The organism is Delftia sp. 11MD (assembly GCF_050907895.1).
Taxonomy (GTDB): Bacteria; Pseudomonadota; Gammaproteobacteria; order Burkholderiales; family Burkholderiaceae_C; genus Comamonas; species Comamonas tsuruhatensis.
The window spans coordinates 2,041,691-2,062,460 of sequence record NZ_CP194333.1; the positions used below are offsets into that span (position 1 = coordinate 2,041,691).

The window sequence follows — 20,770 nt, forward strand, 5'->3', positions numbered from 1 at the left end:
CTCCTGCGCACTTCCCGTATGGCCACCTCTGCCAATCCGCTTCATTTCTTCGGCATCCGCCACCATGGCCCGGGCTGCGCGCGCAGCCTGCTGCAGGCCCTGGAGCAGCTGCAGCCCGACTGCCTGCTGGTCGAAGGCCCGCCCGAGGGCGAGTCCCTGCTGCCCATGCTCCAGCATGCCGACCTGCAGCCGCCCGTGGCCATGCTGGTCTATGTGCAGGACAGCCCGGCCCATGCCGCCTTCTATCCCTACGCCGAGTTCTCGCCCGAATGGCAGGCCCTGCAATGGGCGGCGCGCCAGGGCGTGGCCACGCGCTTCATCGACCTGCCCCAGACCCACCGCATGGCGCTGGACATGGCCGAGCAGGAGCGGCGCCGGGCCGAGGCGGCGGCAGCAGATGCAGGTGATGCAGGCGAGGATGCGGGCGATGAAGGCCAGGATGCAGACACCGGCTCCGATTCCGGCGCCGCTGCGGCAGACGGCGGCCAGCTCCAGAGCAATGCCGCCGAGGCCCTGGACCGCGACGACACCACGCAGTCCGTGCCGGCTGCCGACCTCGCCGTCGATCCCTCGGACCCCGGCAGGCGGGACTGGCGCGATCCGCTGGACCTGCTGGCCGAGGCCGCAGGCTACCCCGACGGCGAAAGCTGGTGGAACCGCATGGTCGAGGAGCGCGGCGACGGCGCCACCCTGTTCGAGGGCATTGCCGAAGCCATGGCCGTGGTGCGCGCCGAGCTGCCCAACGAAGTGCGCGGAGAACGCCACGCCCGGCGCGAGGCGCTGCGCGAAGCCTGGATGCGCCAGTGCATGCGCGAGGCCGTCAAGGCCGGCCACCAGCGCATTGCCGTGGTCTGCGGCGCATGGCATGTGCCGGCCCTGCAGGCCCAGGTCACCGCCAAGGCCGATGCCGCCACGCTCAAGGGCCTGCCCAAGGCCAAGGTCCAGGCCACCTGGGCGCCCTGGACCTACCGCAACCTGTGCTCGTCCAGCGGCTATGGAGCGGGCGTGGATTCGCCGGGCTGGTATGAACACCTGTGGCGCTGCTCCGAGCCTGCGCCCGAGTCCTTGCTCCAGTCCGCACCTGCTGCCGACCCGGCACGCGCCAGCACCCGGCGCACCGTCGGCTGGCTGGCGCGCGTGGCCCATCTGCTGCGTTCCAAGGACCTGGACTGCTCCAGCGCCCACATCATCGAGGCCACGCGCCTGGCCGAAAGCCTGGCCGCCCTGCGCGGCCACGCCAGCCCGGGCCTGCCCGAGCTGGACGAGGCCATCGTCACCGTCATCAGCATGGGCGAGCGCGCTCCGCTGCGCCTGATCGAGCGCGAACTCAGCGTGGGCGACCGCATCGGCGGCGTGCCCGCCGACGTGCCCCAGGTGCCGCTGCAGCGCGACATCGAGCAGCAGCAAAAAAGCCTGCGCCTCAAGCCCGAGGCGGCCGCCAAGGTCCTGGCCCTGGACCTGCGCAAGGACACGGACCGCGACCGCAGCCACTTCCTGCACCGGCTGCGCCTGCTGGGCATAGAGTGGGGCAGCGTCACCACCGACCAGCAGCGCAACCGGGGCACCTTCCGCGAAAGCTGGCAGCTGCAGTGGGAGCCCGAGCTGGCCGTGCGCGTCATCGAGGCCAGCCGCTACGGCGGCACCCTGGTGCAGGCTGCAGCCGCCAAGGTGCGCCAGGCGCTGACGCCCGAGACACCGCTGCCCGAGCTGGCCAAGACCATCGACGACGCCCTGCTGGCCGACCTGCCGCACCTGGTCGATGCCCTCATGCACGACCTGGCCGACCGCTCTGCCAGCACCGGCGACGTTTCCCAGCTCATGCAGGCGCTGCCGCCGCTGGCCAATGTGCTGCGCTACGGCAGCGTGCGCCAGACCGACACCCAGGCGCTGGCCACGGTGATCGACAGCATGGCGCTGCGTGCCGCCATCGGCCTGCCCCTGGCCTGCATGGCGCTGGATGAAGACGCCGCAAGGCACATGCAGGCCACGGTGCTGCAGGCCCACGAGGCCCTGCGCCTGCGCGATGCCGAGGAGCCGCGCGAGGTCTGGTTCGGCGCCCTGCGCAGCATTGCCCTGGGCGATGCCGGCGCGGCCCTGCTGCGCGGCACGTCCTGCCGCCTGCTGCTGGATGCCCACCGCCTGGACAGCGAGGCCGTGGCCACGCAACTGGGCCGCAATCTCTCGCTGGGCGTGCCGCCGCTGGACGCTGCCGCCTGGCTGGACGGCTTTCTCAACCGCCAGGCCCTGGTGCTGCTGCACGACGACGCCATCTGGGGTGCCGTCGATGCCTGGCTGGCCCAGCTGGGCGAGACCCAGTTCACCCAGATCCTGCCGCTGGTGCGCCGCAGCTTCTCGGCCTTCTCCAACCATGACCGCCAGAGCCTGGGCGAAAAGGCCCGGCGAGGGCAGGGCAGTGCGGCCGTCGTGGCGGCTGCATCCGCAGGTGCCGCAGGCGCGGCAGGCGGCGGTGACGACGGCGCCTGGAACGAGGCGCGCGCCGTGCTTGCCCTTCCCGTACTCGATCAACTGCTGGGCCTGAACCTGCCCGCGCAACTGCTGTCCAGCCCGCAGGAGGCCCAGCCATGAACACCGCTGCCACCGTGAACGATGCATCCCTTGCCGACGCCGATCCGCAGGACCCCGCCGTCCAGCCCACCAACCGGCTGCAGCGCTGGCGCCTGGTGCTGGGCCAGCCGGCCGAGGGCAGCTGCGGCGGGCTGGGCGCCAAGGGCGGCTCCCTCGATGAGATGGACAAGGCCCTGGCCGCGCTCTACGAAGAAGACAACAAGGACGGCAGCCTCTCGCGCCGGGGCGGCCGGGGCAACTCCTCGCCCAGCGTGGCCCGCTGGCTGGGCGACATCCGCAAGTACTTTCCCAGCCAGGTCGTGCAGGTCATGCAGCGCGACGCCATGGAGCGCCTGAACCTGCGCGAACTCATGCTCCAGCCCGAAATGCTGGAGCATGTGCAGCCCGACGTGCACATGGTGGCCGACCTCATCTCCCTGGGCTCCGTCATCCCGCAGAACACCAAGGAGACCGCGCGCATCGTCGTGCGCAAGGTGGTGGACGACCTCATGCGCCGCCTGGAAGAGCCCATGCGCAGCGCCGTCTCGGGCGCGCTGGACCGCAGCCAGCGCAACCGCCGCCCGCGCCATTCCGAGATCGACTGGAACCGCACCATCCGCGCCAACCTGCGCCACTGGCAGCCCGACTACCGCACCATCGTGCCCGAGACCCTGGTCGGCTACGGCCGCAAGGTCCGCCGCCCGCAGCGCGAAGTCATCCTGTGCATAGACCAGAGCGGCTCCATGGCCAACTCCGTCGTCTACTCCAGCATCTTCGGTGCCGTCATGGCCAGCCTGCCGGCCGTCGCTACCCGTCTGGTGGTCTTCGACACGGCGGTGGTGGACCTGACCGACAAGCTCTCCGACCCCGTGGACGTGCTGTTCGGCGTGCAACTGGGCGGCGGCACCGACATCAACCGCGCCGTGGGCTACTGCCAGGGCCTGATCAGCGAGCCGCGCAATGCCATCGTCGTGCTCATCTCCGACCTCTACGAAGGCGGCGTGGAAAGCGGCCTGCTGCGACGTGCCTCCGAGCTGGTGGAGTCGGGCGTGCAGTTCATCACGCTGCTGGCGCTCAGCGACGAAGGCGCGCCTGCCTACGATGCACAATTGGCCGCCAAGCTGGCCGCGCTGGGCGTGCCCTCGTTTGCCTGCACGCCGGACGCCTTCCCGCAGCTCATGGCCGCCGCCATCCGCCGCGACGACGTGGCGGCCTGGGCGGCAGGGCAGGGCTTCAAGACAAGCAAGTAGCGGATGGCCGCTCAGGCCGGTGGCCCGGCCGGCCGCCGGGCCTCTCCTACACGGGCAGGACATGCCCGTGCCCCATGATGGCGCCCAGGCCGCAAGGCCCCCCAACAATTCACTGGAGAAACGCGATGGCTGGTGCTGGTTTGCTGATGCTGCTTGACGATATTGCAGCGATCCTTGACGACGTGGCCCTCATGACCAAGGTCGCGGCCCGCAAGAGCGTGGCCATGGCCGACGATGTGTCCGTCATGACCAAGGTGGCTGCGCAGAAGACGGCCGGCGTGCTGGGCGATGACCTGGCCCTCAACGCCCAGCAGGTCACGGGCGTGCGCGCCGAGCGCGAGATTCCCGTGGTCTGGGCCGTGGCCAAGGGCTCGCTGGTCAACAAGGTCATCCTCGTGCCGACGGCGCTGCTCATCAGCGCCTTCATTCCCTGGGCTGTCACGCCGCTGCTCATGGTCGGCGGCGCCTTTCTGTGCTTTGAGGGTTGCGAGAAGCTGGCCCACAAATTCCTGCATTCGCCCGAGGAAGATGCCGTGGAGCGCGAGCGCCTCACCCAGGCCAATGCCGATGCGAGCGTCGATCTCGTCGCCATGGAAAAGGACAAGATCAAGGGCGCCGTGCGCACCGACTTCATCCTCTCGGCCGAGATCATCGCCATTACCCTGGGCACCGTGGCCTCGGCGCCGTTCGGGCAGCAGGTCGCCGTGCTGGCGGGCATTGCCCTCATCATGACCTTGGGCGTCTATGGCCTGGTGGCCGGCATCGTCAAGCTCGATGACCTGGGACTGTGGCTGGGCCAGCGTGCCAGCGCCGCGGCCCGCGCGCTGGGCCGGGGCATCGTCGCCGCCGCGCCCTGGCTCATGAAGGGGCTGTCCGTTGCGGGCACGGCCGCCATGTTCCTGGTGGGTGGCGGCATCCTCGTACACGGCGTGCCTGCGCTGCACCACGCCGTGGAGGGCCTGGGCGATGCCGTGGCCCAGGGCGCGCTGGGCGGCCTGTGGCGCGTGCTGGCGGTGAATGTGCTCAACGCGGTGGCCGGCATCGTGGCCGGCGCCATCGTGCTGGCGGCTGTCGAAGGCATCAAGCGCCTGCGCCGCCGCTGAGTCGCCGCAAGCAAGGCCTGCCGGGGCTGCAGCCGGCAGAGCACACCAGGGGGGCCGTCAGGCCCCCTTTTCGATGGAATCTGCATGGAATCTGCATGGAATTTGCATGGAATTTGCACCTCAGCGCATTGCATTTGACTGTGGGCGCAAGCACGTGCATTTCCCCTGGAACTCTGCAAGGCCTGGCGTCCTCCTGTCCCTTGGCGGCGGCGCAATGCACTTGCGCCTGCCGGCCTCCGAGGTTCCGTGAACGGCCCATCGCCGCGCCAGAGCCATTGTCGGGACCGGGCGGCTGAAGCTGATTCCGCGCGGGTCCCTGGATTTTCATCAGGGGGATTCCATGATTTCCAATCTCACCAAGGCCAATGTGCTGCGCTCCGTCATCGCCGGCTGCTCGGTCGCGCAAGCGGGCAAGGCCGAGAAACTCGGCACCGAACGCGCACGCACCGCCCTCAATCGCATCTGCGAACTGCTGAATCTGCCCAACGACCTGGACGCCATACATGCGGAGCCGGACCTGTACCTCGAATCCCTGGCCCATTTCGAGAGCCTGCCCCAGTTCGAGCTGCGCACTCCCCTGGTGGCCAAACTCAGGCAGGTCCTGGGCCTGCGCTCCTGCAGGCAACTGACGCCGGCCATGCTGGCGCAAGTCACCGCGTCACAGCTCATCAACCAGGGCATCTCCATCGTCGCGCTGGCCGATCTGCAGCAATGGCTGCTCAAGCACGATCTGTCGCTGCGGCACAGTCCGCCCGTCACGGAAGTGGACTTCAGGGAGGCCAGGAAAGCCATTGCCCTGCTGGATGCCTTCGACTTCGATACCGAATCGCTGGAATGGCAAATGAATCACCTTGCCCGCCCGCGCGCCAGGGGCAGGGGAAGGCGTGCCGCCGCCACGGCCCCCTCAACTGGCAGGCCTGCAGGTGAATCCCCTTCTGCCGGCTCCGCTCCTGCGTCTGCGTCTGCGTCTGCTTCTGCGCCCTAATATCGGCTTTCCCGAACCAAGCTCAGCACACCATGAAGCTCCCCTTGCTTGCCGCCATGGCCCTTGCACTGCAGCTGCTGGCGCCAGCGCCCGCCATGGCAGCCGACGACATCGTCTTCAAGGACAGTGCCGGCCGCGTGCTCAAGCGCAGCGACCTGGACAAGGCCGATGGCCGTTTCAGCTGGGAACTGCCCCGCGCCACACCCGTCAGCCAGGCGGCGCGCGATGCCCATGCCCTGGGCCGCGCCGCAGGGCAGCGCGGTGACAACCGGGCTGCGCTGGCGCATTTCGAGACCGCCTCGAAGCTGGCGCCGGACTGGCCTTATCCCGTCTACGACGCCGCATTCACCTACCTGCGGCAAAAGGACTTCGATGCGGCCTATCGCCACTACCGGCGCGTGGATGCAATGGCTCCCAGGGGTTTCTTCACGGCCAAGACGGCCGTGCACAGCCTGCGCATGGAGCGCGATGGCAAGCTCCCGCAAGGCACCTATCTGCGCTACCTCGCCCTGGAGTGGGAGACCGACAGGAGCAAGGTGCGCCAGGCCGCCCTGGCCATGACCCGCGAAACCCCTGGCTTCGCCCCCGCCTGGAAGACAGCCGCCCTGATGGAGGACGACCCCGACCAATGCCTTGCCCTGCTGGACAGCGGCCTGAAGGCCGGCCCCGATGCCCAGACCCGCGGCTTTCTGCTGCTGAACAAGGCCCTGCTGCTGCGCGAGCGCAACCAGATTCCCGAGGCCATGGTGATGCTGGGAGAGCTGGCGGTGGACCCCCGGTCTCCGCTGGATGTCGAGGCGCTGGCGCGGCACACGCTGGCGCAGTGGGCGCGGCCTTGAGACCGGCACCCGCACCTTCGCTGGCCGGCCCACTCAGCGCATCGCCAGCTCCACGGCCTCCGCAGACAGCCCGTAGGCCTCGACAAAGACCTCGATGCGGTCCTGCGTCTGCGCGTTCACAAACGTCTCCATGCCCACGCTGTCCATCTCCCCTGACAGCATCTGGCCCGTATTCACGGGGCGGGTATCGAGCTGCTGCGCCAGCACGCAGCTGTCCTCTCCCTCCGGCTGCAGACCGATGAGCCCTGTCTGGTTGTTGATGGCAATCACCCTGGCTTGTCTTTGCATGCTCCACCCTGTCGTCTGAATCCGTCGTTTCTGGAATGGCGAAAAGGCGCCGCCTTGCGCAACGCCCCTGCCTGTCCTGGCGACTTTAGGCAAGGCTTGGGGGCGGCGGTAGAGGCCCGGGGCTTGGTGGACTGCCAAGGGAAATTTACGAATGGCTGTCTGGTTTTTTGTTTTTGCAAGTGAATGCGTGTGGAAGGTTGCAGCAACAGTTGATTTGAGATTGCCTAGAATATGTCGGCAAGTGACCTCAAAGGAGCAAAAAATGACCATCATCCGTACTACCGTAGATGACAAGATCTACGACAGCGCTGCCGACATACTTTCTACGCTGGGCATGGATGTGAACGCCGCCGTGCGCATGTTTCTGCAGGGCGTTGTGCTGCACAACGGGATTCCCTTTGACCTGCGGCTGACTGCGGAGCAGGTGCAGGCGATGCGGCTGCGTAGAGAGACAAACCGGCAGGCCACTTTGGAGGCGAGAGAAATCGCCAGAGGCGGTGAACCTGGACATGCCTCTGTTGAAGCCATGCTGCAGGCCATGGAAAAGGATGAAGCCTGATGGCCGGCAAGAAGGGCTACAGGCTGCGCACCATCGCGTACACCAAGACCTTCAGGAAGGACTACCAGCGCATGGCGGCATCAGGCCGTTACGACATGACACTGGTGAACCAGGTCGGCGGCCTGCTCATTGCCCACACGGCGCAGCAGGTGCTGGCGGCGCAGTGGAGCGATCACGCCTTGATCGCCGACGATGAATGGGACGCGGGCGATCGGGATATCCATCTGGGAGGGGACTTCCTGCTGATCTATCGCATTGATCCGCATACCGAAGCCAAGGACATGGAGATCGTCATCTTCAAGCGCCTTGGAACCCACAGCGATCTGTTTGGCTGAGCGCGGCCATCGCAGGCCGCGGGCAGCCTCCCCCCTCAGCTCCCCAGCGCCCCGCGCACGGCAGCGCGCTCGCCCATGCGCTTGAAGTGCGCCTGCACCTTGGGGAAGCCGGCGATGTCCACGCCGTCGCCCTCCAGCCAGCCGGCAATGGTGAACAGATAGGCGTCGGCCACGGAATAGTCGGAGCCCAGCACCCAGGGCGCGTCGCCCAGGTAGTGGCGCTCTATCACGCCAAAGCATTCGGCCATGTTGGCTGCCACCTTGCGCTGCATGGAGGCAATGGCCGCCTCGTCATCGGCCCAGCGGCCTGCGCGCCGGCCGTGGGCGTGGGCCACGTGCACGGTGGAGGACAGGTAGCCGTGGAACTCCTGCATGTGGGCGAAGGCATAGGCATCGTCCAGCGGGGCAAGCCGTGCTTCGGGAAAGCGCCGGGCAATATAGGCGAGCAGGGCCGGCGTTTCGGTGAGCACGCCGCGCTCGGTCACCAGGGCGGGCACGCGGCCCTTGGGATTGATGGCCAGGTATTCGGGGCTGCGCTGCTCGCCCTTGGAGAAATCGAGCTTGACGACTTCATGGGGCGCATTGGCCTCGATCAGGGCGATGCGGGCGGCCAGGGCGCAGGTGCCGGGAGCGTAGTAGAGCTTGAGGGTGGTCATGAAAGAGACGGGTAGGGGTGGGATACGGGCAGATTCTGCCGTCGGCGCCGATGGCCGGACCGGCCCCCCAACTTAGTGCGGATTGCACGGTCGTGCAAGCGGCATCGTTGTCTTGTCCTATGCCTGCTCGGCATTCCAGCGCACGGTGCGTGCGGGCAGGTCAATGTGGATGGTGTGGCGGCCGCCGTCATGCAGTAGCAGGTCCAGCTTCCCGTCCTGGCCATCCACGAACGTGATGCCTTCAATCATGGGGGCGTCGATCAGGTCGTTGCAGTCGAGCGCGATCCAGGCATCGGTCTGCAGATCCAGCAGGCGCAGATGGGGGAAGTCGGGGTCCTCGCCATATTCGATGCAGGCCACCATGGCCCAGGGCTTGGAGACGGCCACGGCCGTGAGGGTGCTATCCGGGCTCTGCGCGCAGGCGCGCGCCTGCAGGGCATCGAGCAGCGTGGGCATGTCGTCCAGCATGTGTGCATAGGGAGACTCGGGCGGCACGGTGCGTACTGGCCGGGTGGCGGCCTTGGCGCTTTTGGCGCTTTCGGCGCGTTTGGCGCGTTTGGCAGGCTCTGCCGTTGGGGTGCTGCGCCTGCGGCCCGCTGGCGGAAGGTGCTGGATTTTGCCGCCCGCAATGCCCAGAAAGACACCGCATTCGCTCACGCTCAGATGCCTGTAGTTGCGGCTGCTGCACGGGGTTTCCCAAAGCGGGGCGCCGGTGTCTGGGTCCACGGCGACAAGATAGGTCCGCTCCATGCCGTCCTCGTGCCTGTCCTGTATTCCATAGAGGACGCCGGCATGGCATTGCGGCGCGCTGACATGGGTAGGCGACAGGCACGGTCCGAAACGGTTGCTGCGAATGTCATAGCCATACATGCCCTGGCGTGCAAAGCAGAAATAGACCACGCCGTCACGATGCGCTGCCCGCTGGGCATGCACATGCCGGCGCTCATCGTCAGGTTGAACAGGAGGTGTGATGGCCAGGACTTCGCCGCTGCAAGGATGGATGCGAAGCCAGGGTGCATCGATGTCCACGTGGTCTCTGCTGCCGGGGCCGAACACGGCCCACGCGCCTGCAATGGCGGGCGAGTACAGGTCGCGGGCACTGTCCACCCACAGCACATGCTCGGTGTGCCCGTCTGTTTCATGCCAGCGCCGCAGCTCCGAGCGCTCAGGGTGGACGATCCAGCCGTAGACCGCCCCCTCCAGCACAAACGCACCCTGCAGGCCCAGCGCCAGCGTGCTGCCCTGCCAGGTGCGACGGTCCAGCAGCAGATAGCGGCCCTCGGGACTGCTCTCCTCCATCGCGACGAGCCAGCGATGCGCGTCCAGCTCCACGGGAACGGGCCAATGCCTGGCCTGCATGCCCGGCACGGCATGGAAGTCGAACAGGCATTCGCCGGTGCGGGCATCAAGCACCTGGTCGCAGAGCATCAGATGCCGCTCGTCCACGAACCACGACATGCCCTCGCTCTCGCGCATGCGGTGGTCCCAGAGCACGTTGCCGGTGGCCACATCAACGGCGCGCAGAAAGGACGTTGTGCTGTCCCCCTTGTTGCAGTACTCGTAGTAGAGCCGGCCATCGACCACGCTCATGGCGGTGTCGATGATGAAGATGCTCTTGTCTCCAATGGCCTGGGATTTGCCGTAGTGCATGCGCGCCTTTCAAAAACCTGATTGTCGCCAGCAGAGCGCGGTGTGGACTGGGCGAAATGTCAAGTCGATGGCGTGGTGCGCGGCTGAACCAATGCAGCTGCGGCGGTGCAACGCCATCCGATCCAGACGAGCAGGTCCGCGATGCGCTGTGCTGGATGCAGGCTGCACCGAGCGTGCTGCAGATGCATGCCGAGTGGGCTGTCTGTTGCTGTCCGCCAGGCGTTGTTCCAAGAGCGGGGCCTGCATTGGTCCCGCCCTGGCGGGCAGCAATGGAGGCACTCAGAACCGATAGGCCGCAGCCACACGCACCTCGCGCCCGAAGCCCAGCGCGCAAAATTGCGCGCCGCCACGGAAGGTGTTGCATTGCGTGCGGTACTGCCTGTCGGTGAGGTTGCTGAGGTTGACCGAGAAGCGCCACGGGCCGGTGGTGTAGGCGGCCATGGCGTCCCACAGCGTGTAGGCGTCGTTCATGGGGGTCTTCACGCCGTCCATGGGCAGCTCGCCAGGCGTGGCGCTGATGTGGCGCAGGCCCAGGCCCAGCTCCAGGGCGCCGCGCTGGTACTTGCCCCACAGCGATGCGGCATGGCGCGGCGTGGCGCCGGGGCGCGCGCCGATCTCGATGGCGTTGTTGCTGCGCGTGACCCTGGAGTCGAGGTAGGTATAGGCCGCAATGGCCGAGAAGCCGCCGCCGATCTCGCCCTGGGCCTGCAGTTCCAGCCCCCGGTTGCGCACTTCGCCGGTCTGCACGTCGAAGCGCGGGTTGAGTGTGGATGGCGTGCGCACATTGCGCTTGCGCAGGTCGAACACGGCGGCGCTGAGCGTGTAGCCGGCCGACGGCGGCGCGTAGCGCAGGCCGGCCTCGAACTGGCGCGCGGTCTCGGGCTCGTAGGGCCTGCCGTTGGCGTCGGTGGCCGTGACCGTGGTCAGCGGCGGCTGGAAGGAGTTGTTGAAGGACACATAGGGAGCCAGGCCGCTGGGCGCCAGGTAGATCAGGCCCAGTCGTCCGGTGACGGCGCTGTCGGTGCGGCGCACGGTGGTGATGGCGAAGGGCGCGTTGGCTGCGGCGCGCGCGTCGTAGTCGGTGTCTATGCGTGCGCTGTCGCGGCGCAGGCCGGCGCTGAGCACCCAGCGCTCGCCGAACTTGATCTGGTCCTGCACGTACAGGCCCGCCTGGTGCGTGCGGGCCAGCGCGCGGTCGCTGAGGTAGTTGTCATTCCAGTTCGGCGCGATGTGGATGGGGTTGACCAGGTCCAGCGGCGCCACGGCGCCGTTGAGCGAGTAGATGCGCCAGTCGAGCCTGGAGCGGTAGTAGTCGAAGCCCACGGCCCACTGGTGCGAGACGGCACCCGTCCGGTGGCGGCCTTCGATCTGCGTGTCCATGACCCAGGTCTGTTCGGCGTCGGGCCGCACCATGGCCAGGCGTGCCATGCCGCGCTGGTCGGCCGTCAGGCCCCGGTTGCGCATCTCGCGCCGGTCGTTGCGGCCGTCCAGGTAGCGCAGGTTGTTGCGCAGCGTGAGCTGGTCGTTCAGCCGGTGCTCCAGCAGCCAGCCCACGCTGGCGTTGCGCTTGTGGTGGCCAGATCCCGGTCCGCTGACGTTGATGTCCGTGGCCGACCAGCCCGCAGGCGTCTGGCGGTAGTAGGGGATGACGAAGCCGGTTTCGTCCTCCTGGTACTGCGCCAGCACGGTGAGGCTGGTGCGCTCGCCCAGCAGTGTGAAGGAGGGGGCGATGTAGCTGCGGTCGGCGCGCAGGCCGTTCCACTGCGTGCCCGATTCGCGCTTGAGCACGGTCAGCCGTGCCAGCGCCGTGCCCTGTTCATTGATGGCGCCACCGATGTCGGCCGTGAGCTGGCGCCGGTCGTGGCTGCCGAATTCCACGCCCACTTCGCGCTGCATGCCGGCGCGCGGGCGCTTGGTGACGGCATTGATCAGGCCGCCGGGCGCGGACTGGCCGTACAGCACCGAGGCCGGGCCGTGCACGACTTCCAGCCGCTCCAGTCCATACGGCTCCAGGTTGGTCATGAAGCCGTTGTGGACCATGCGCATGCCGTCCCGGTACAGGCCCGTGCCGGTCAGATAGAAACCGCGCACGGCCACGTCGTCATCGGTGATGCCGTAGTCCATGGGACGCACGCCCGCGCTGTAGCGCACGGCTTCGGCCACGCTGGAGATGGCCTGGTCGCGGATCTGGGCCTCGCCGATGATGCTGACCTGCTGCGGCGTCTCCAGCAGCGGCACATCCATCTTCATGGCCGAGGCGCTGCGGCGCGGCCCGTAGCCGGGCACGGCGCCCCAGGCGCTTTCATGCTCGGCATCGGCCAGCACGTTCACGGTGGGCAGCGCATGCTCGGCCGCGGCCCCGGGCCGCGCACGGTGCACGGCCCAGCCGCCTTCGGCCGTGCGCGTGGCCTGCAGCTGGTGCGGGGCGAGCAGGGCGGCAAGCCCTTCGTGCACGCCGCGCGTACCGCTCAGCGCCGCCGACTGTCGGCCCTGGACCAGGGCTGGATCGAACGAGAGGGTGATGCCTGCCTGGCGCGCGAGGCTGTGCAGGCTGGTCTCCAGTTCACCGGCCGGCAGGTCGAACCGGATGGATCTGGCATCCGGGGCGGAGCTCGGGCTCTGGGCCAGGGCGGTCATGGGCAGGCCCAGCGTGATCAACAGGCCCAGCATCAAGGCCTGTGCAGCCAGCGCCGTGGGGCGTGTGCACGAGGGTGGATGGGCGGCGCGGCGGGTGCTGGGCAGGCTGGGCATGGAGGCAGTCCTTGAGAAGCGGCAAAGGAAAAAGCGATGTCTTTGCTCCTATGCCGAACGGGCGGTGTGAAACCCGTAATGACTGCCTGAAAAAATTCCGGCTCAGGCTTTGACCAGGCGCATGGCGCTGCGGGCACCGCTGGCTGCACCTTGTCCGCGCTCCACACGCACAGGCAGCGTGCGGGCAATGGCGGCCAGCGCACGACCCGCCGGATCCGGCCCGTCCAGCTGGAATACGCCTGAAACACGCAGGGCAGCCACGTCGTCGGCGCATTCCATGGGCATGCCGGTCTGGCGTGACAGCTCGGTCACGAAGGCGTCCAGGCGCATGCGGCGGGCGACCAGTACGCCGTCGGTCCATGCGTCGGGCACCAGGCCTTCGTCGGGCAGGCGCACAGGGCGGTGCTGGCCGGCGTGCAGCACATGGGTTTCGCCGGAGGTGGCGACGATGGCGTCCAGGGGGCCTGGCGCAGTGCCGCCCAGCGCTCTGACATGGATGGCCACGCGGCCCTCGGTGACGTACAGGCGCGTGGCCGTGTCCGGGTGTTTTTCGTGGCGCACGCCGAAGCTGGTGCCCAGGGCCTCGAAGCGGGCCAGCGGCGTTTCCACCCAGAAGGAGCGTCGGCCTGCGAGGGAGCGCGGGTCGCTGCCGGTGTCGATGAAGATCTCGCCGCGTGCCAGGCGGACCACGCGGCGCAGCAAGGTGAAATCCACCTGCACCAGCGTGTCCGGTGCCAGGTGCAGGCGGCTGCCGTCGGCCAGCAGGGTACTGCGGCGCTCACCGATGGCCGTTTCCAGCGCGATCTGCTCGCGCGGTGCAGCCCAGCGCCAAGCCATGGATCCCAGCAGCAGGGCCGCGGGGCCCAGGAACAGCAGCCGCTGCAGGCTTGCGCGCCGGCCTCGCGCCGGCCCTGGGCCGGCGGACCGCAGCACGCCGTGGGCCAGGCCCGCCTGGCCGGCGGGCAGGGCGAACTGGGCCTCCACAGCCTGGACCTGTTGCCAGGCCTGTTCGTGCGCGGCGTGGCTGCTGCGCCATGCCTGGCAGGCGGCGCGGTCGGCATCGGTGGCCGTGCCGGAGGCCAGCCGCACGGCCCAGGCAATGGCCTGTTCCAGCGCCTGGGGGGCCTGGTCTGTGCTCACGCCGTCAGTTCCCTGCGCAGGGCAAGGCAGTGGCGTATGGCGGTGGCCATGTATTTCTCGACGGAGCTCAGGCACACGCCCAGCTGCAGGGCGATTTCCGGGTAGCTCAGGCCTTCCAGGCGGGAGAGCAGAAAGGCGCTGCGGGCCTTGGGCGGCAGGCCGGCCAGCAGGTTGTCCATGCGCACCAGGGATTCGATCAGCAGATGGCGCTCCTCGGCCGAGGGCGCCAGCGGCTCGGGCAGGCTGGCGATGGCGTCCAGGCAGGCGCGCTCCAGCGCGGCGCGGCGTGTGTGGTCCACGACCAGGCCGTGGGCGATGGTGGTGAGCCAGGCGCGCGGCTCGCGCACGCCATGCAGGGACTGGGGCTTGCCCAGCACGCGAATGAAGGTGTCCTGGGCCAGGTCGGCCGCATCGCAGGGATTGCCCAGCCTGCGCCTGAGCCAGCCCACCAGCCAGCCGTGGTGGTCGCTGTAGAGCAGGGCGATATCGGGGTGCGAAGGCGCGGCGGCCATGGAGCGGGTTCCTGGGAAAGCGGATTTGATAATGATTCGCATTCTATTTGAGCAATGGCTGCAGCCTGGCCGCAACTGGCCTGCCGCGCATGGCGTTGCATGCATCCAACGCGATCCGGCCATGCGACGGCGCCCACCTTCGGATTTGAGCTAGGACAAGACCGGCCTTGCCTGCCCCTGCTGCAATACAGCTACGGGATTTGCCCCGGGCTACTCCAAGACTCTCCATCATGAAAAGAACTCTGCTCGCCGTTGCTGCCGTTTGCGCCCTGTCGTCGGGTGCCGCCTTTGCGCAGCAGGCCGAAGGCCCCTGGATGGTGCGCGTGCGCGCCGTCCACCTGGACAGCGTCAACAAGGACAGCACGGGCCTGGGCCTGTCGATCAATGACAAGTGGATGCCCGAGCTGGACGTGTCCTACTTCTTCACGCCCAACATCGCGGCCGAGCTGGTGCTGACCTACCCGCAAAAGCATGACCTGCGTGCCAACGGCCTGGGTCAGATCGGCAGCCTCAAGCACCTGCCGCCCACGCTGCTGGCGCAATACCACTTCACCAATTTCGGCGCGTTCAAGCCCTACGTGGGCGCCGGTGTCAACTTCACGCGCTTTTCCAGCGTGAACTTCGATCCCGCCGTGCAGGCCGCGCTGAACCCCTCCATCAAGAAGAACAGTTTTGGCGGCGCGCTGCAGATCGGCTTCGACTATGCGCTGGACAAGAACTGGTCGCTGAATTTCGACGTGAAGAAGGTCTTCATCGAGACGGACGTGCGCGCTGGCGGCACCAAGGTGGGCACCTTCAAGGTGAACCCCGTGCTGGTTGGCGTGGGACTGGGCTATCGCTTCTGATCTTCGGATCATGAGCGAGGCACGCGCTGCTTCATCCGGCAGCGCGTAGTGAGGCAAGGATGGGTACTTGGTCCGGTATGCCGTTCGCGGCATACCGGATTTTTTTCGTCCGGCATGCTGCAGCGCACCAGATCTGCAGGTCATGAAAAAGACACGCTCGCTGGAAACTGTCCTACCCGCGTGCCTGGGGCGGGCGCCTAGGCTGGTGCCTCGGCCTGTCGGCGCGCGCCTTGCGAGGCGGGACGCCAGTTTGCAGGCTTCATTCTGGCTGCCCGCCCCCTTGGCGACCGCTCCCCGCTGCAAGGCGGGGGCGCGGCATTCACCATGCTGAGGCGGTCGGCGCACAACGCGAGGCCCCCACCATGCTGTATGCCCACGATCATTCCGTGTCTTCCCCTCCATTGGCGTCGCGCGCCCAGCGCGTGCCCCTGCCCCTGCCTTCGGCTCCGCGCCCACCGGCCGAAGGTGGCAGGAGAGAGGCTGCGCCGGAACTGGCAGACAGCGCCCTGCGAGCAACCCTGGCCGAATTGCAGCACGGGCTGATGCAGCCGCAGGCCCGGGTCTCGCCCAAGTTTCTCTATGACTCACGCGGCTGCGACCTGTTCGAGCAGATCACGCGGCTGCCCGAGTACTACCCCACGCGCACCGAGGCTGCCATCCTGGCCGACTCCGGTCCGGCCATGGCCGAGGCCCTGCGCGGCAGCGAGGTGCTGATCGAGCTGGGCGCCGGCAATTGCGAAAAGGTGCGCGGCCTGTGCCGCAGCCTGCGTCCACGGCACTTCGTGGGCGTGGACATTGCGGGCGCCTTCCTGCGCCAGTCCGTGCGGCGCCTGGCCGAGGAGTTTCCGCAGCTGCAGGCCCATGCCGTCACGGCCGACATCACCGAGCCGCTGGCCCTGCCGCCCTACATCCCGCAGGCCGGCCGGCTGCTGTTCTACCCGGGCTCGTCCATAGGCAACTTCGACCCTGAACAGGCCCAGCGCATGCTGGGCCAGATGCGGGCCCTGCTCAGCGACGACGGTGGGCTGCTGATCGGCATAGACCTGCCCAAACCCATACAGTGGCTGGAGCCTGCCTATGACGATGCCCAGGGCGTGACGGCGCGCTTCAACCTCAACCTGCTCAGCCATGTGAACCACCTGCTGGGCAGCGACTTCAACGAGGGCGACTGGGAACATGTGGCCTTCTTCAACACCGAGCACTCGCGCATCGAAATGCACCTGCGCGCGCGGCGCCCGCTGATCGTGGGCTGGCCCCAGGGGCTGCGGCACTTCGCGGCCGGCGAGACCATACACACCGAGAACAGCTACAAATACCCGCTGCCCGACTTCCTGGACATGCTGGCCTGTGCGGGTTTCGGGGCCTGCCAGGTCTGGACCGATGAGCGCCAGTGGTTTGCCGTGATCCATGCCCATGCGTGAAATGCCCGCCGTCTTCCGCTGGGTGCAGCGCTACGAGGCCGTGCGCCAGACCACCGTGCTGCTGGCCGCCCCCTTGTCCGCCGAGGATGCCTGCGTACAGTCCATGCCCGATGCCAGCCCTGCCAAATGGCATCTGGCGCATACCACCTGGTTCTTCGAGACCTTTGTCCTGGCCGAGCACGCGCCCGGCGTGCCGCCCTTCGATCCCGACTTCCGCGTGCTGTTCAACTCCTACTACCAGCAGGTGGGTGCGCGGCATCCGCGTGCCCAGCGCGGGCTGCTGACCCGGCCCTCGCTGGCACGGGTACTGTCCTATCGCGAGGCGGTGGACCAGCGCATGCTGCAGATGTTCGAGGACTGGGGCACGCAGCCGCCTGCGCGTCTGGCCGCGCTGCTGGAGCTGGGCCTGCAGCATGAGCAGCAGCACCAGGAACTGCTGCTGACCGACATCAAGCACCTGCTGTCGTGCCACCCGCTGTGGCCTGCCTATCGAGAGCAGGAAGAGGGCATGCCTGCGCCTGGGCCGGCAGATGGAACGCCTGCCCCGCTGCAGTGGCAGACCGTGCCGCGTGGCATGCATGCCGTGGGCCATGGCGGCGAGGGCTTTGCGTTCGACAACGAGCGCCCGCGCCACGAGGTGTTTGTGCAAGGCTGCGAGATCGCGCAGCGGCCCGTGAGCAATGCCGAGTTCCTGCGCTTCGTCGAGGACGGCGGCTATGCCCAGCCGCAGTGGTGGCTGGCCGAAGGCTGGGACTGGCGCTGCGCGCAGCAACTGGAGCATCCCTGGTACTGGCGGCGCAATGCAGGCGGCGCGTTGGATGGCGCATCGGACGGCACGTGGCAGGAGTTCAGCCTGCATGGCGCGCTGGCGCTGGACGGGCGCCGCCCCGTCTGCCACATCTCGTATTTCGAGGCCGACGCCTATGCGCGCTGGGCCGGCGCGCGCTTGCCTACCGAGGCGGAATGGGAGGCGGCCTTTGCCGCGCCCATGGCGCAGCGCCCCGAGCACGACGAGCCGCCCGGCCCCGTGCACCCGCGCGCCATGCAGCCCGGCAGCCTTGCGCTGGGCGAGGTCTGGGAATGGACCCAGTCCGCCTACGGCGCCTACCCGGGCTTCCAGATCGCGGAGGGCGCCGTGGGTGAATACAACGGCAAGTTCATGGTCAACCAGTATGTGCTGCGGGGCGGCTCCTGCCTCACGCCGCCAGGCCATGCGCGCGCCAGCTACCGCAATTTCTTTCCCACGCAGGCGCGCTGGCAGATGACCGGCCTGCGGCTGGCGCGGGATCCGGCTTGAGCCTGCCCCTGCCGCATCCCCATGCATTGCGCCGCCCGCCGGTGCATGCAGTAGCATCGTCGGCCTCAATGATCCGAGGGAGTTCCATGTTGTTGCGTTCGCTTGTTCTTGCCATGCCGCTGTCCCTGGTCCTTGCCGGCTGCGCCACTGCGCCGCCCCAGGCTCCGGCGCCCAGCCAGCCACAGGAGCAGCCCCGGCCCCAGGTGCCTGCCCAGGCCCCGGCCGACACGCCGCGCGCCGAGCCCGAGGTGGCCAACCTCACGCCCCTGCCCAGCCTGCTGCTGATCGGCGAAGACGCAGCCGGCCGCTACTACTCCATGGTGGCCAAGGCCACCTTCACCATCGAGGCCGATGGCCGCCTGACCCTGGTCGACCAGGGCGGCGGCCAGGGCGGCGAGCCCGTGGCCCCGCATGCCGACATGCAGGACCAGAGCATGTCCACCGAATGCAAGCCCTATGGCGCCGTGGCCAACCAGCGCACCACCTGGTTCCCGTATACGGGCGTGTTCGTGCGCGGCGGCACGCTGGTCGGCGCCCAGGCGGATGGCGCCGATGCGGCCATCAAGACGCTGACCGAGCATGAAGGCGCCCAGATGCTGTACACAGGCAAGGATGCCGACCCCACCGAGTACTACTACGCGCCCTGTGTGGGCGCGCAGCGCGTGGCCACTGGCTGGCGGCTGGACCGCTATCTGCCCGATGGCGGACAGCTGCGCGTGCGTGCCGATGCGCGTAACGGCAATGGAAACGGCAAGGGCCAGACGCTGGCGCTGAAGCTGCCCAAGCCCTTTGCGCCCTTCGTGCTGGTGCGCTACCAGTCGGGAGCGATGATTCCCGTGCCCATGCGTGCCGTGCTGGCCACGGTGGACCTGCCCGAGCGCCGCGTGGTGCTGCAGTTCCAGGGCACCTACGCCGTGGAGCCGGCCATCCGCAAGATGGAGCTGCGCCTGATCGTGCCCGGCAGCCGCCCCTCCGAAGGAGAGACCGCCGCGCGCCATGCCGAACGAACCCAGGCCCAGCTGCGTGACCTGGCCCGCTGCGCCCCGCCGCGCGGCCATGCCATCGAGCCCTGCGCCAATCCGCAGCGCACGCCGGACCCGCTGATCTTCTATTCCTCGCAGGAACTGCGCGAGCGCTCGCGCAGGCGCTGAGGGCGTCTCAGACCTTGTCCAGCGCCTGCTCCAGGTCGGCCAGCAGGTCGCTGATGTGCTCGATGCCCACGGACAGGCGCACCATGCCTTCGGTGACGCCGGCCTTGGCCAGTTCCTCGGCGTCGAGCTGGCGGTGCGTGGTCGATGCGGGGTGCGTGGCCAGGGACTTGGCGTCGCCGATGTTGACCAGGCGCGTGAACAGCTGCAGCGCATCCAGGAAGCGCGCACCGGCGGCGCGGGTGTCGCTGTCGCCGCTGCCGTTCCTGAGGCTGAACGACAGGATGCCCGAGGCGCGGCCGCCCAGCTGCTTCTTCACCAGGGCGTGGTCGGGATGGTCCTGCAGGCCGGCGTAGCGCACCCATTCGATCTTGGGATGCCTTTGCAGCGTCTCGGCGATCTTCTGGGTGTTCTCGCAGATGCGGTCCATGCGCAGGGCCAGCGTCTCTATGCCCTGCAGGATGAGGAAGGCGTTGTGCGGCGACAGTGCGGCGCCGGTATTGCGCAGCGGCACCACGCGCACGCGGCCGATGTAGGCGGCCTCGCCCAGGGCCTCGGTGTAGACCACGCCGTGGTAGCTGACATCGGGCTCGTTCAGGCGCTTGAAGCGGGCCTTGTGCTCGGCCCAGGGGAACTTGCCGCTGTCCACGACGGCGCCGCCCACGCTGTTGCCGTGGCCGCCCAGGTACTTGGTCAGCGAGTGCACGACGATGTCGGCGCCATGCTCGATGGGGCGCAGCAGGTAGGGGCTGGGCACGGTGTTGTCCACGATCAGCGGCACGCCATGGGCGTGGGCCACGTCGGCCAGGGCGCGGATGTCGGTGACATTGCCCAGCGGGTTGCCGATGGACTCGATGAAGATGGCCTTGGTCTTTTCGTCGATGTGCTGGGCGAAGCTGGCCGGGTCGCGCGGATCGGCAAAGCGCACCGTGATGCCCTGCTGCGGGAAGGTGTGGGCGAACAGGTTGTAGGTGCCGCCGTAGAGCGTGCTGGCCGAGACGATGTTGTCGCCAGCCTCCGCGATGGCCTGGATGGCATAGGTGATGGCGGCCATGCCCGAGGCCACGGCCACGGCGGCAATGCCGCCTTCCAGCGCCGCGACGCGCTTTTCCAGCACGTCGGTGGTGGGGTTCATGATGCGCGTGTAGATGTTGCCGGCCACCTTGAGGTCGAACAGGTCGGCGCCATGCTGGGCACTGTCGAAGGCATAGGCCACGGTCTGGTAGATGGGCACGGCGGCCGACTTGGTGGTGGGGTCGGGCGAGTAGCCGGCGTGGACGGCCAGGGTTTCGATGCGCATGGAAGATTGCCTTTCTGGTGACGGCTTACGCAAGAAGGGCAGGGCGGGCCATTTGCCATGGGCAGCAGCGCGTTCCCGCATCCTGTTTGCGTAAGTCCTGAGGTTTTACAAGCGGAGGACGGTTGG

At 68.1% G+C, this 20,770-nt stretch carries 18 protein-coding genes; 11 read left to right on the forward strand and 7 right to left on the reverse strand.

Annotated elements, in window-relative coordinates; translation table 11 throughout:
- Positions 1–18 precede the first annotated feature (18 nt).
- The 5 genes from ACRSCF_RS09150 (at position 19) to ACRSCF_RS09170 (ending at position 6,742) form a co-directional block, all read left to right on the forward strand.
- Positions 19–2,586 carry a DUF5682 family protein gene (locus tag ACRSCF_RS09150; protein ID WP_034363577.1) on the forward strand — a complete coding sequence of 856 codons (2,568 nt, stop codon included), beginning with the start codon at positions 19–21 and terminating at the stop codon, positions 2,584–2,586.
- The gene (locus ACRSCF_RS09155) at positions 2,583–3,815 is read left to right on the forward strand and encodes a VWA domain-containing protein (protein WP_034363580.1); all 1,233 of its coding nucleotides are present in this window, start codon (positions 2,583–2,585) and stop codon (positions 3,813–3,815) included. Before ACRSCF_RS09150 ends, ACRSCF_RS09155 begins: the two co-directional genes overlap by 4 nt.
- A 125-nt stretch (positions 3,816–3,940) precedes the next feature.
- Positions 3,941–4,918: a DUF808 domain-containing protein gene (locus ACRSCF_RS09160; protein WP_016449189.1), complete on the forward strand. Its 978-nt coding sequence runs from the start codon at positions 3,941–3,943 to the stop codon at positions 4,916–4,918.
- A gap of 340 nt (positions 4,919–5,258) precedes the next feature.
- Positions 5,259–5,903, forward strand: a complete 645-nt coding sequence (locus ACRSCF_RS09165) for a hypothetical protein (protein WP_016451378.1) — start codon at positions 5,259–5,261, stop codon at positions 5,901–5,903.
- A gap of 32 nt (positions 5,904–5,935) precedes the next feature.
- Positions 5,936–6,742, forward strand: a complete 807-nt coding sequence (locus ACRSCF_RS09170) for a hypothetical protein (protein WP_034363589.1) — start codon at positions 5,936–5,938, stop codon at positions 6,740–6,742.
- Between the two features lie 33 nt (positions 6,743–6,775).
- Here the strand turns inward: ACRSCF_RS09170 and ACRSCF_RS09175 are convergent, their stop codons facing one another.
- Positions 6,776–7,030, reverse strand: coding sequence for a hypothetical protein (locus tag ACRSCF_RS09175; RefSeq protein WP_016451380.1), 255 nt, complete (start codon positions 7,028–7,030; stop codon positions 6,776–6,778).
- A gap of 262 nt (positions 7,031–7,292) precedes the next feature.
- Between ACRSCF_RS09175 and ACRSCF_RS09180 the strand changes: the two genes are divergently transcribed.
- Both ACRSCF_RS09180 and ACRSCF_RS09185 read left to right on the forward strand, forming a co-directional pair.
- The gene (locus tag ACRSCF_RS09180; RefSeq protein ID WP_016449193.1) at positions 7,293–7,589 is read left to right on the forward strand and encodes a type II toxin-antitoxin system RelB/DinJ family antitoxin; all 297 of its coding nucleotides are present in this window, start codon (positions 7,293–7,295) and stop codon (positions 7,587–7,589) included.
- Positions 7,589–7,924, forward strand: a complete 336-nt coding sequence (locus tag ACRSCF_RS09185) for a type II toxin-antitoxin system YafQ family toxin (RefSeq protein ID WP_034363593.1) — start codon at positions 7,589–7,591, stop codon at positions 7,922–7,924. Before ACRSCF_RS09180 ends, ACRSCF_RS09185 begins: the two co-directional genes overlap by 1 nt.
- Positions 7,925–7,959: 35 nt before the next feature.
- Here the strand turns inward: ACRSCF_RS09185 and ACRSCF_RS09190 are convergent, their stop codons facing one another.
- The 5 genes from ACRSCF_RS09190 to ACRSCF_RS09210 all read right to left on the reverse strand — a co-directional run bounded on the left by ACRSCF_RS09190 (position 7,960) and on the right by ACRSCF_RS09210 (position 14,633).
- Positions 7,960–8,580, reverse strand: coding sequence for a glutathione S-transferase family protein (locus ACRSCF_RS09190; RefSeq protein ID WP_016449195.1), 621 nt, complete (start codon positions 8,578–8,580; stop codon positions 7,960–7,962).
- 117 nt (positions 8,581–8,697) lie between these two features.
- Positions 8,698–10,230, reverse strand: a complete 1,533-nt coding sequence (locus tag ACRSCF_RS09195) for a hypothetical protein (protein ID WP_244387937.1) — start codon at positions 10,228–10,230, stop codon at positions 8,698–8,700.
- A gap of 279 nt (positions 10,231–10,509) precedes the next feature.
- Positions 10,510–12,981, reverse strand: coding sequence for a TonB-dependent siderophore receptor (locus ACRSCF_RS09200; protein ID WP_244387938.1), 2,472 nt, complete (start codon positions 12,979–12,981; stop codon positions 10,510–10,512).
- Positions 12,982–13,083: 102 nt separating this feature from the next.
- Entirely contained in the window at positions 13,084–14,121 is a 1,038-nt protein-coding gene (locus ACRSCF_RS09205; RefSeq protein ID WP_432675590.1) for a FecR family protein, read from the reverse strand.
- A complete protein-coding gene (locus ACRSCF_RS09210; protein WP_016449199.1) occupies positions 14,118–14,633 on the reverse strand; it encodes a sigma-70 family RNA polymerase sigma factor in 516 nt (171 codons plus the stop codon). The genes ACRSCF_RS09205 and ACRSCF_RS09210 overlap by 4 nt, the downstream gene beginning before the upstream one ends.
- Positions 14,634–14,863: 230 nt before the next feature.
- Between ACRSCF_RS09210 and ACRSCF_RS09215 the strand changes: the two genes are divergently transcribed.
- From ACRSCF_RS09215 to ACRSCF_RS09230, 4 genes are all read left to right on the forward strand, one after another.
- On the forward strand, positions 14,864–15,478 hold the full coding sequence (locus ACRSCF_RS09215) for an OmpW/AlkL family protein (protein WP_016449200.1): 615 nt from the start codon (positions 14,864–14,866) through the stop codon (positions 15,476–15,478).
- Between the two features lie 362 nt (positions 15,479–15,840).
- A complete protein-coding gene (egtD, locus tag ACRSCF_RS09220; protein ID WP_034363599.1) occupies positions 15,841–16,899 on the forward strand; it encodes an L-histidine N(alpha)-methyltransferase in 1,059 nt (352 codons plus the stop codon).
- On the forward strand, positions 16,886–18,196 hold the full coding sequence (gene egtB / locus ACRSCF_RS09225) for an ergothioneine biosynthesis protein EgtB (protein WP_034363602.1): 1,311 nt from the start codon (positions 16,886–16,888) through the stop codon (positions 18,194–18,196). Before egtD ends, egtB begins: the two co-directional genes overlap by 14 nt.
- A gap of 86 nt (positions 18,197–18,282) precedes the next feature.
- Positions 18,283–19,347 (forward strand): hypothetical protein, encoded by a 1,065-nt coding sequence (locus ACRSCF_RS09230; RefSeq protein WP_432675593.1) that lies wholly within the window; start codon positions 18,283–18,285, stop codon positions 19,345–19,347.
- A gap of 7 nt (positions 19,348–19,354) precedes the next feature.
- Here the strand turns inward: ACRSCF_RS09230 and ACRSCF_RS09235 are convergent, their stop codons facing one another.
- Complete coding sequence (locus ACRSCF_RS09235; RefSeq protein WP_016449204.1) at positions 19,355–20,644, reverse strand: O-acetylhomoserine aminocarboxypropyltransferase/cysteine synthase family protein; 1,290 nt, start codon at positions 20,642–20,644, stop codon at positions 19,355–19,357.
- Positions 20,645–20,770: the final 126 nt, after the last annotated feature.

Excerpts from the sequence above, each read along its gene's own strand:
- ACRSCF_RS09190 (WP_016449195.1), bottom strand. The coding sequence starts at position 8,580 with ATGACCACCCTCAAGCTCTACTACGCTCCCGGCACCTGCGCCCTGGCC.
- egtB (WP_034363602.1), top strand. The coding sequence starts at position 16,886 with ATGCCCATGCGTGAAATGCCCGCCGTCTTCCGCTGGGTGCAGCGCTAC.
- ACRSCF_RS09165 (WP_016451378.1), top strand. The coding sequence starts at position 5,259 with ATGATTTCCAATCTCACCAAGGCCAATGTGCTGCGCTCCGTCATCGCC.
- ACRSCF_RS09180 (WP_016449193.1), top strand. The coding sequence starts at position 7,293 with ATGACCATCATCCGTACTACCGTAGATGACAAGATCTACGACAGCGCT.
- ACRSCF_RS09155 (WP_034363580.1), top strand. The coding sequence starts at position 2,583 with ATGAACACCGCTGCCACCGTGAACGATGCATCCCTTGCCGACGCCGAT.
- ACRSCF_RS09235 (WP_016449204.1), bottom strand. The coding sequence starts at position 20,644 with ATGCGCATCGAAACCCTGGCCGTCCACGCCGGCTACTCGCCCGACCCC.
- ACRSCF_RS09160 (WP_016449189.1), top strand. The coding sequence starts at position 3,941 with ATGGCTGGTGCTGGTTTGCTGATGCTGCTTGACGATATTGCAGCGATC.
- ACRSCF_RS09210 (WP_016449199.1), bottom strand. The coding sequence starts at position 14,633 with ATGGCCGCCGCGCCTTCGCACCCCGATATCGCCCTGCTCTACAGCGAC.
- ACRSCF_RS09230 (WP_432675593.1), top strand. The coding sequence starts at position 18,283 with ATGTTGTTGCGTTCGCTTGTTCTTGCCATGCCGCTGTCCCTGGTCCTT.
- ACRSCF_RS09170 (WP_034363589.1), top strand. The coding sequence starts at position 5,936 with ATGAAGCTCCCCTTGCTTGCCGCCATGGCCCTTGCACTGCAGCTGCTG.
- ACRSCF_RS09195 (WP_244387937.1), bottom strand. The coding sequence starts at position 10,230 with ATGCACTACGGCAAATCCCAGGCCATTGGAGACAAGAGCATCTTCATC.
- ACRSCF_RS09150 (WP_034363577.1), top strand. The coding sequence starts at position 19 with ATGGCCACCTCTGCCAATCCGCTTCATTTCTTCGGCATCCGCCACCAT.
- ACRSCF_RS09200 (WP_244387938.1), bottom strand. The coding sequence starts at position 12,981 with ATGCCCAGCCTGCCCAGCACCCGCCGCGCCGCCCATCCACCCTCGTGC.
- ACRSCF_RS09175 (WP_016451380.1), bottom strand. The coding sequence starts at position 7,030 with ATGCAAAGACAAGCCAGGGTGATTGCCATCAACAACCAGACAGGGCTC.
- ACRSCF_RS09215 (WP_016449200.1), top strand. The coding sequence starts at position 14,864 with ATGAAAAGAACTCTGCTCGCCGTTGCTGCCGTTTGCGCCCTGTCGTCG.
- egtD (WP_034363599.1), top strand. The coding sequence starts at position 15,841 with ATGCTGTATGCCCACGATCATTCCGTGTCTTCCCCTCCATTGGCGTCG.
- ACRSCF_RS09185 (WP_034363593.1), top strand. The coding sequence starts at position 7,589 with ATGGCCGGCAAGAAGGGCTACAGGCTGCGCACCATCGCGTACACCAAG.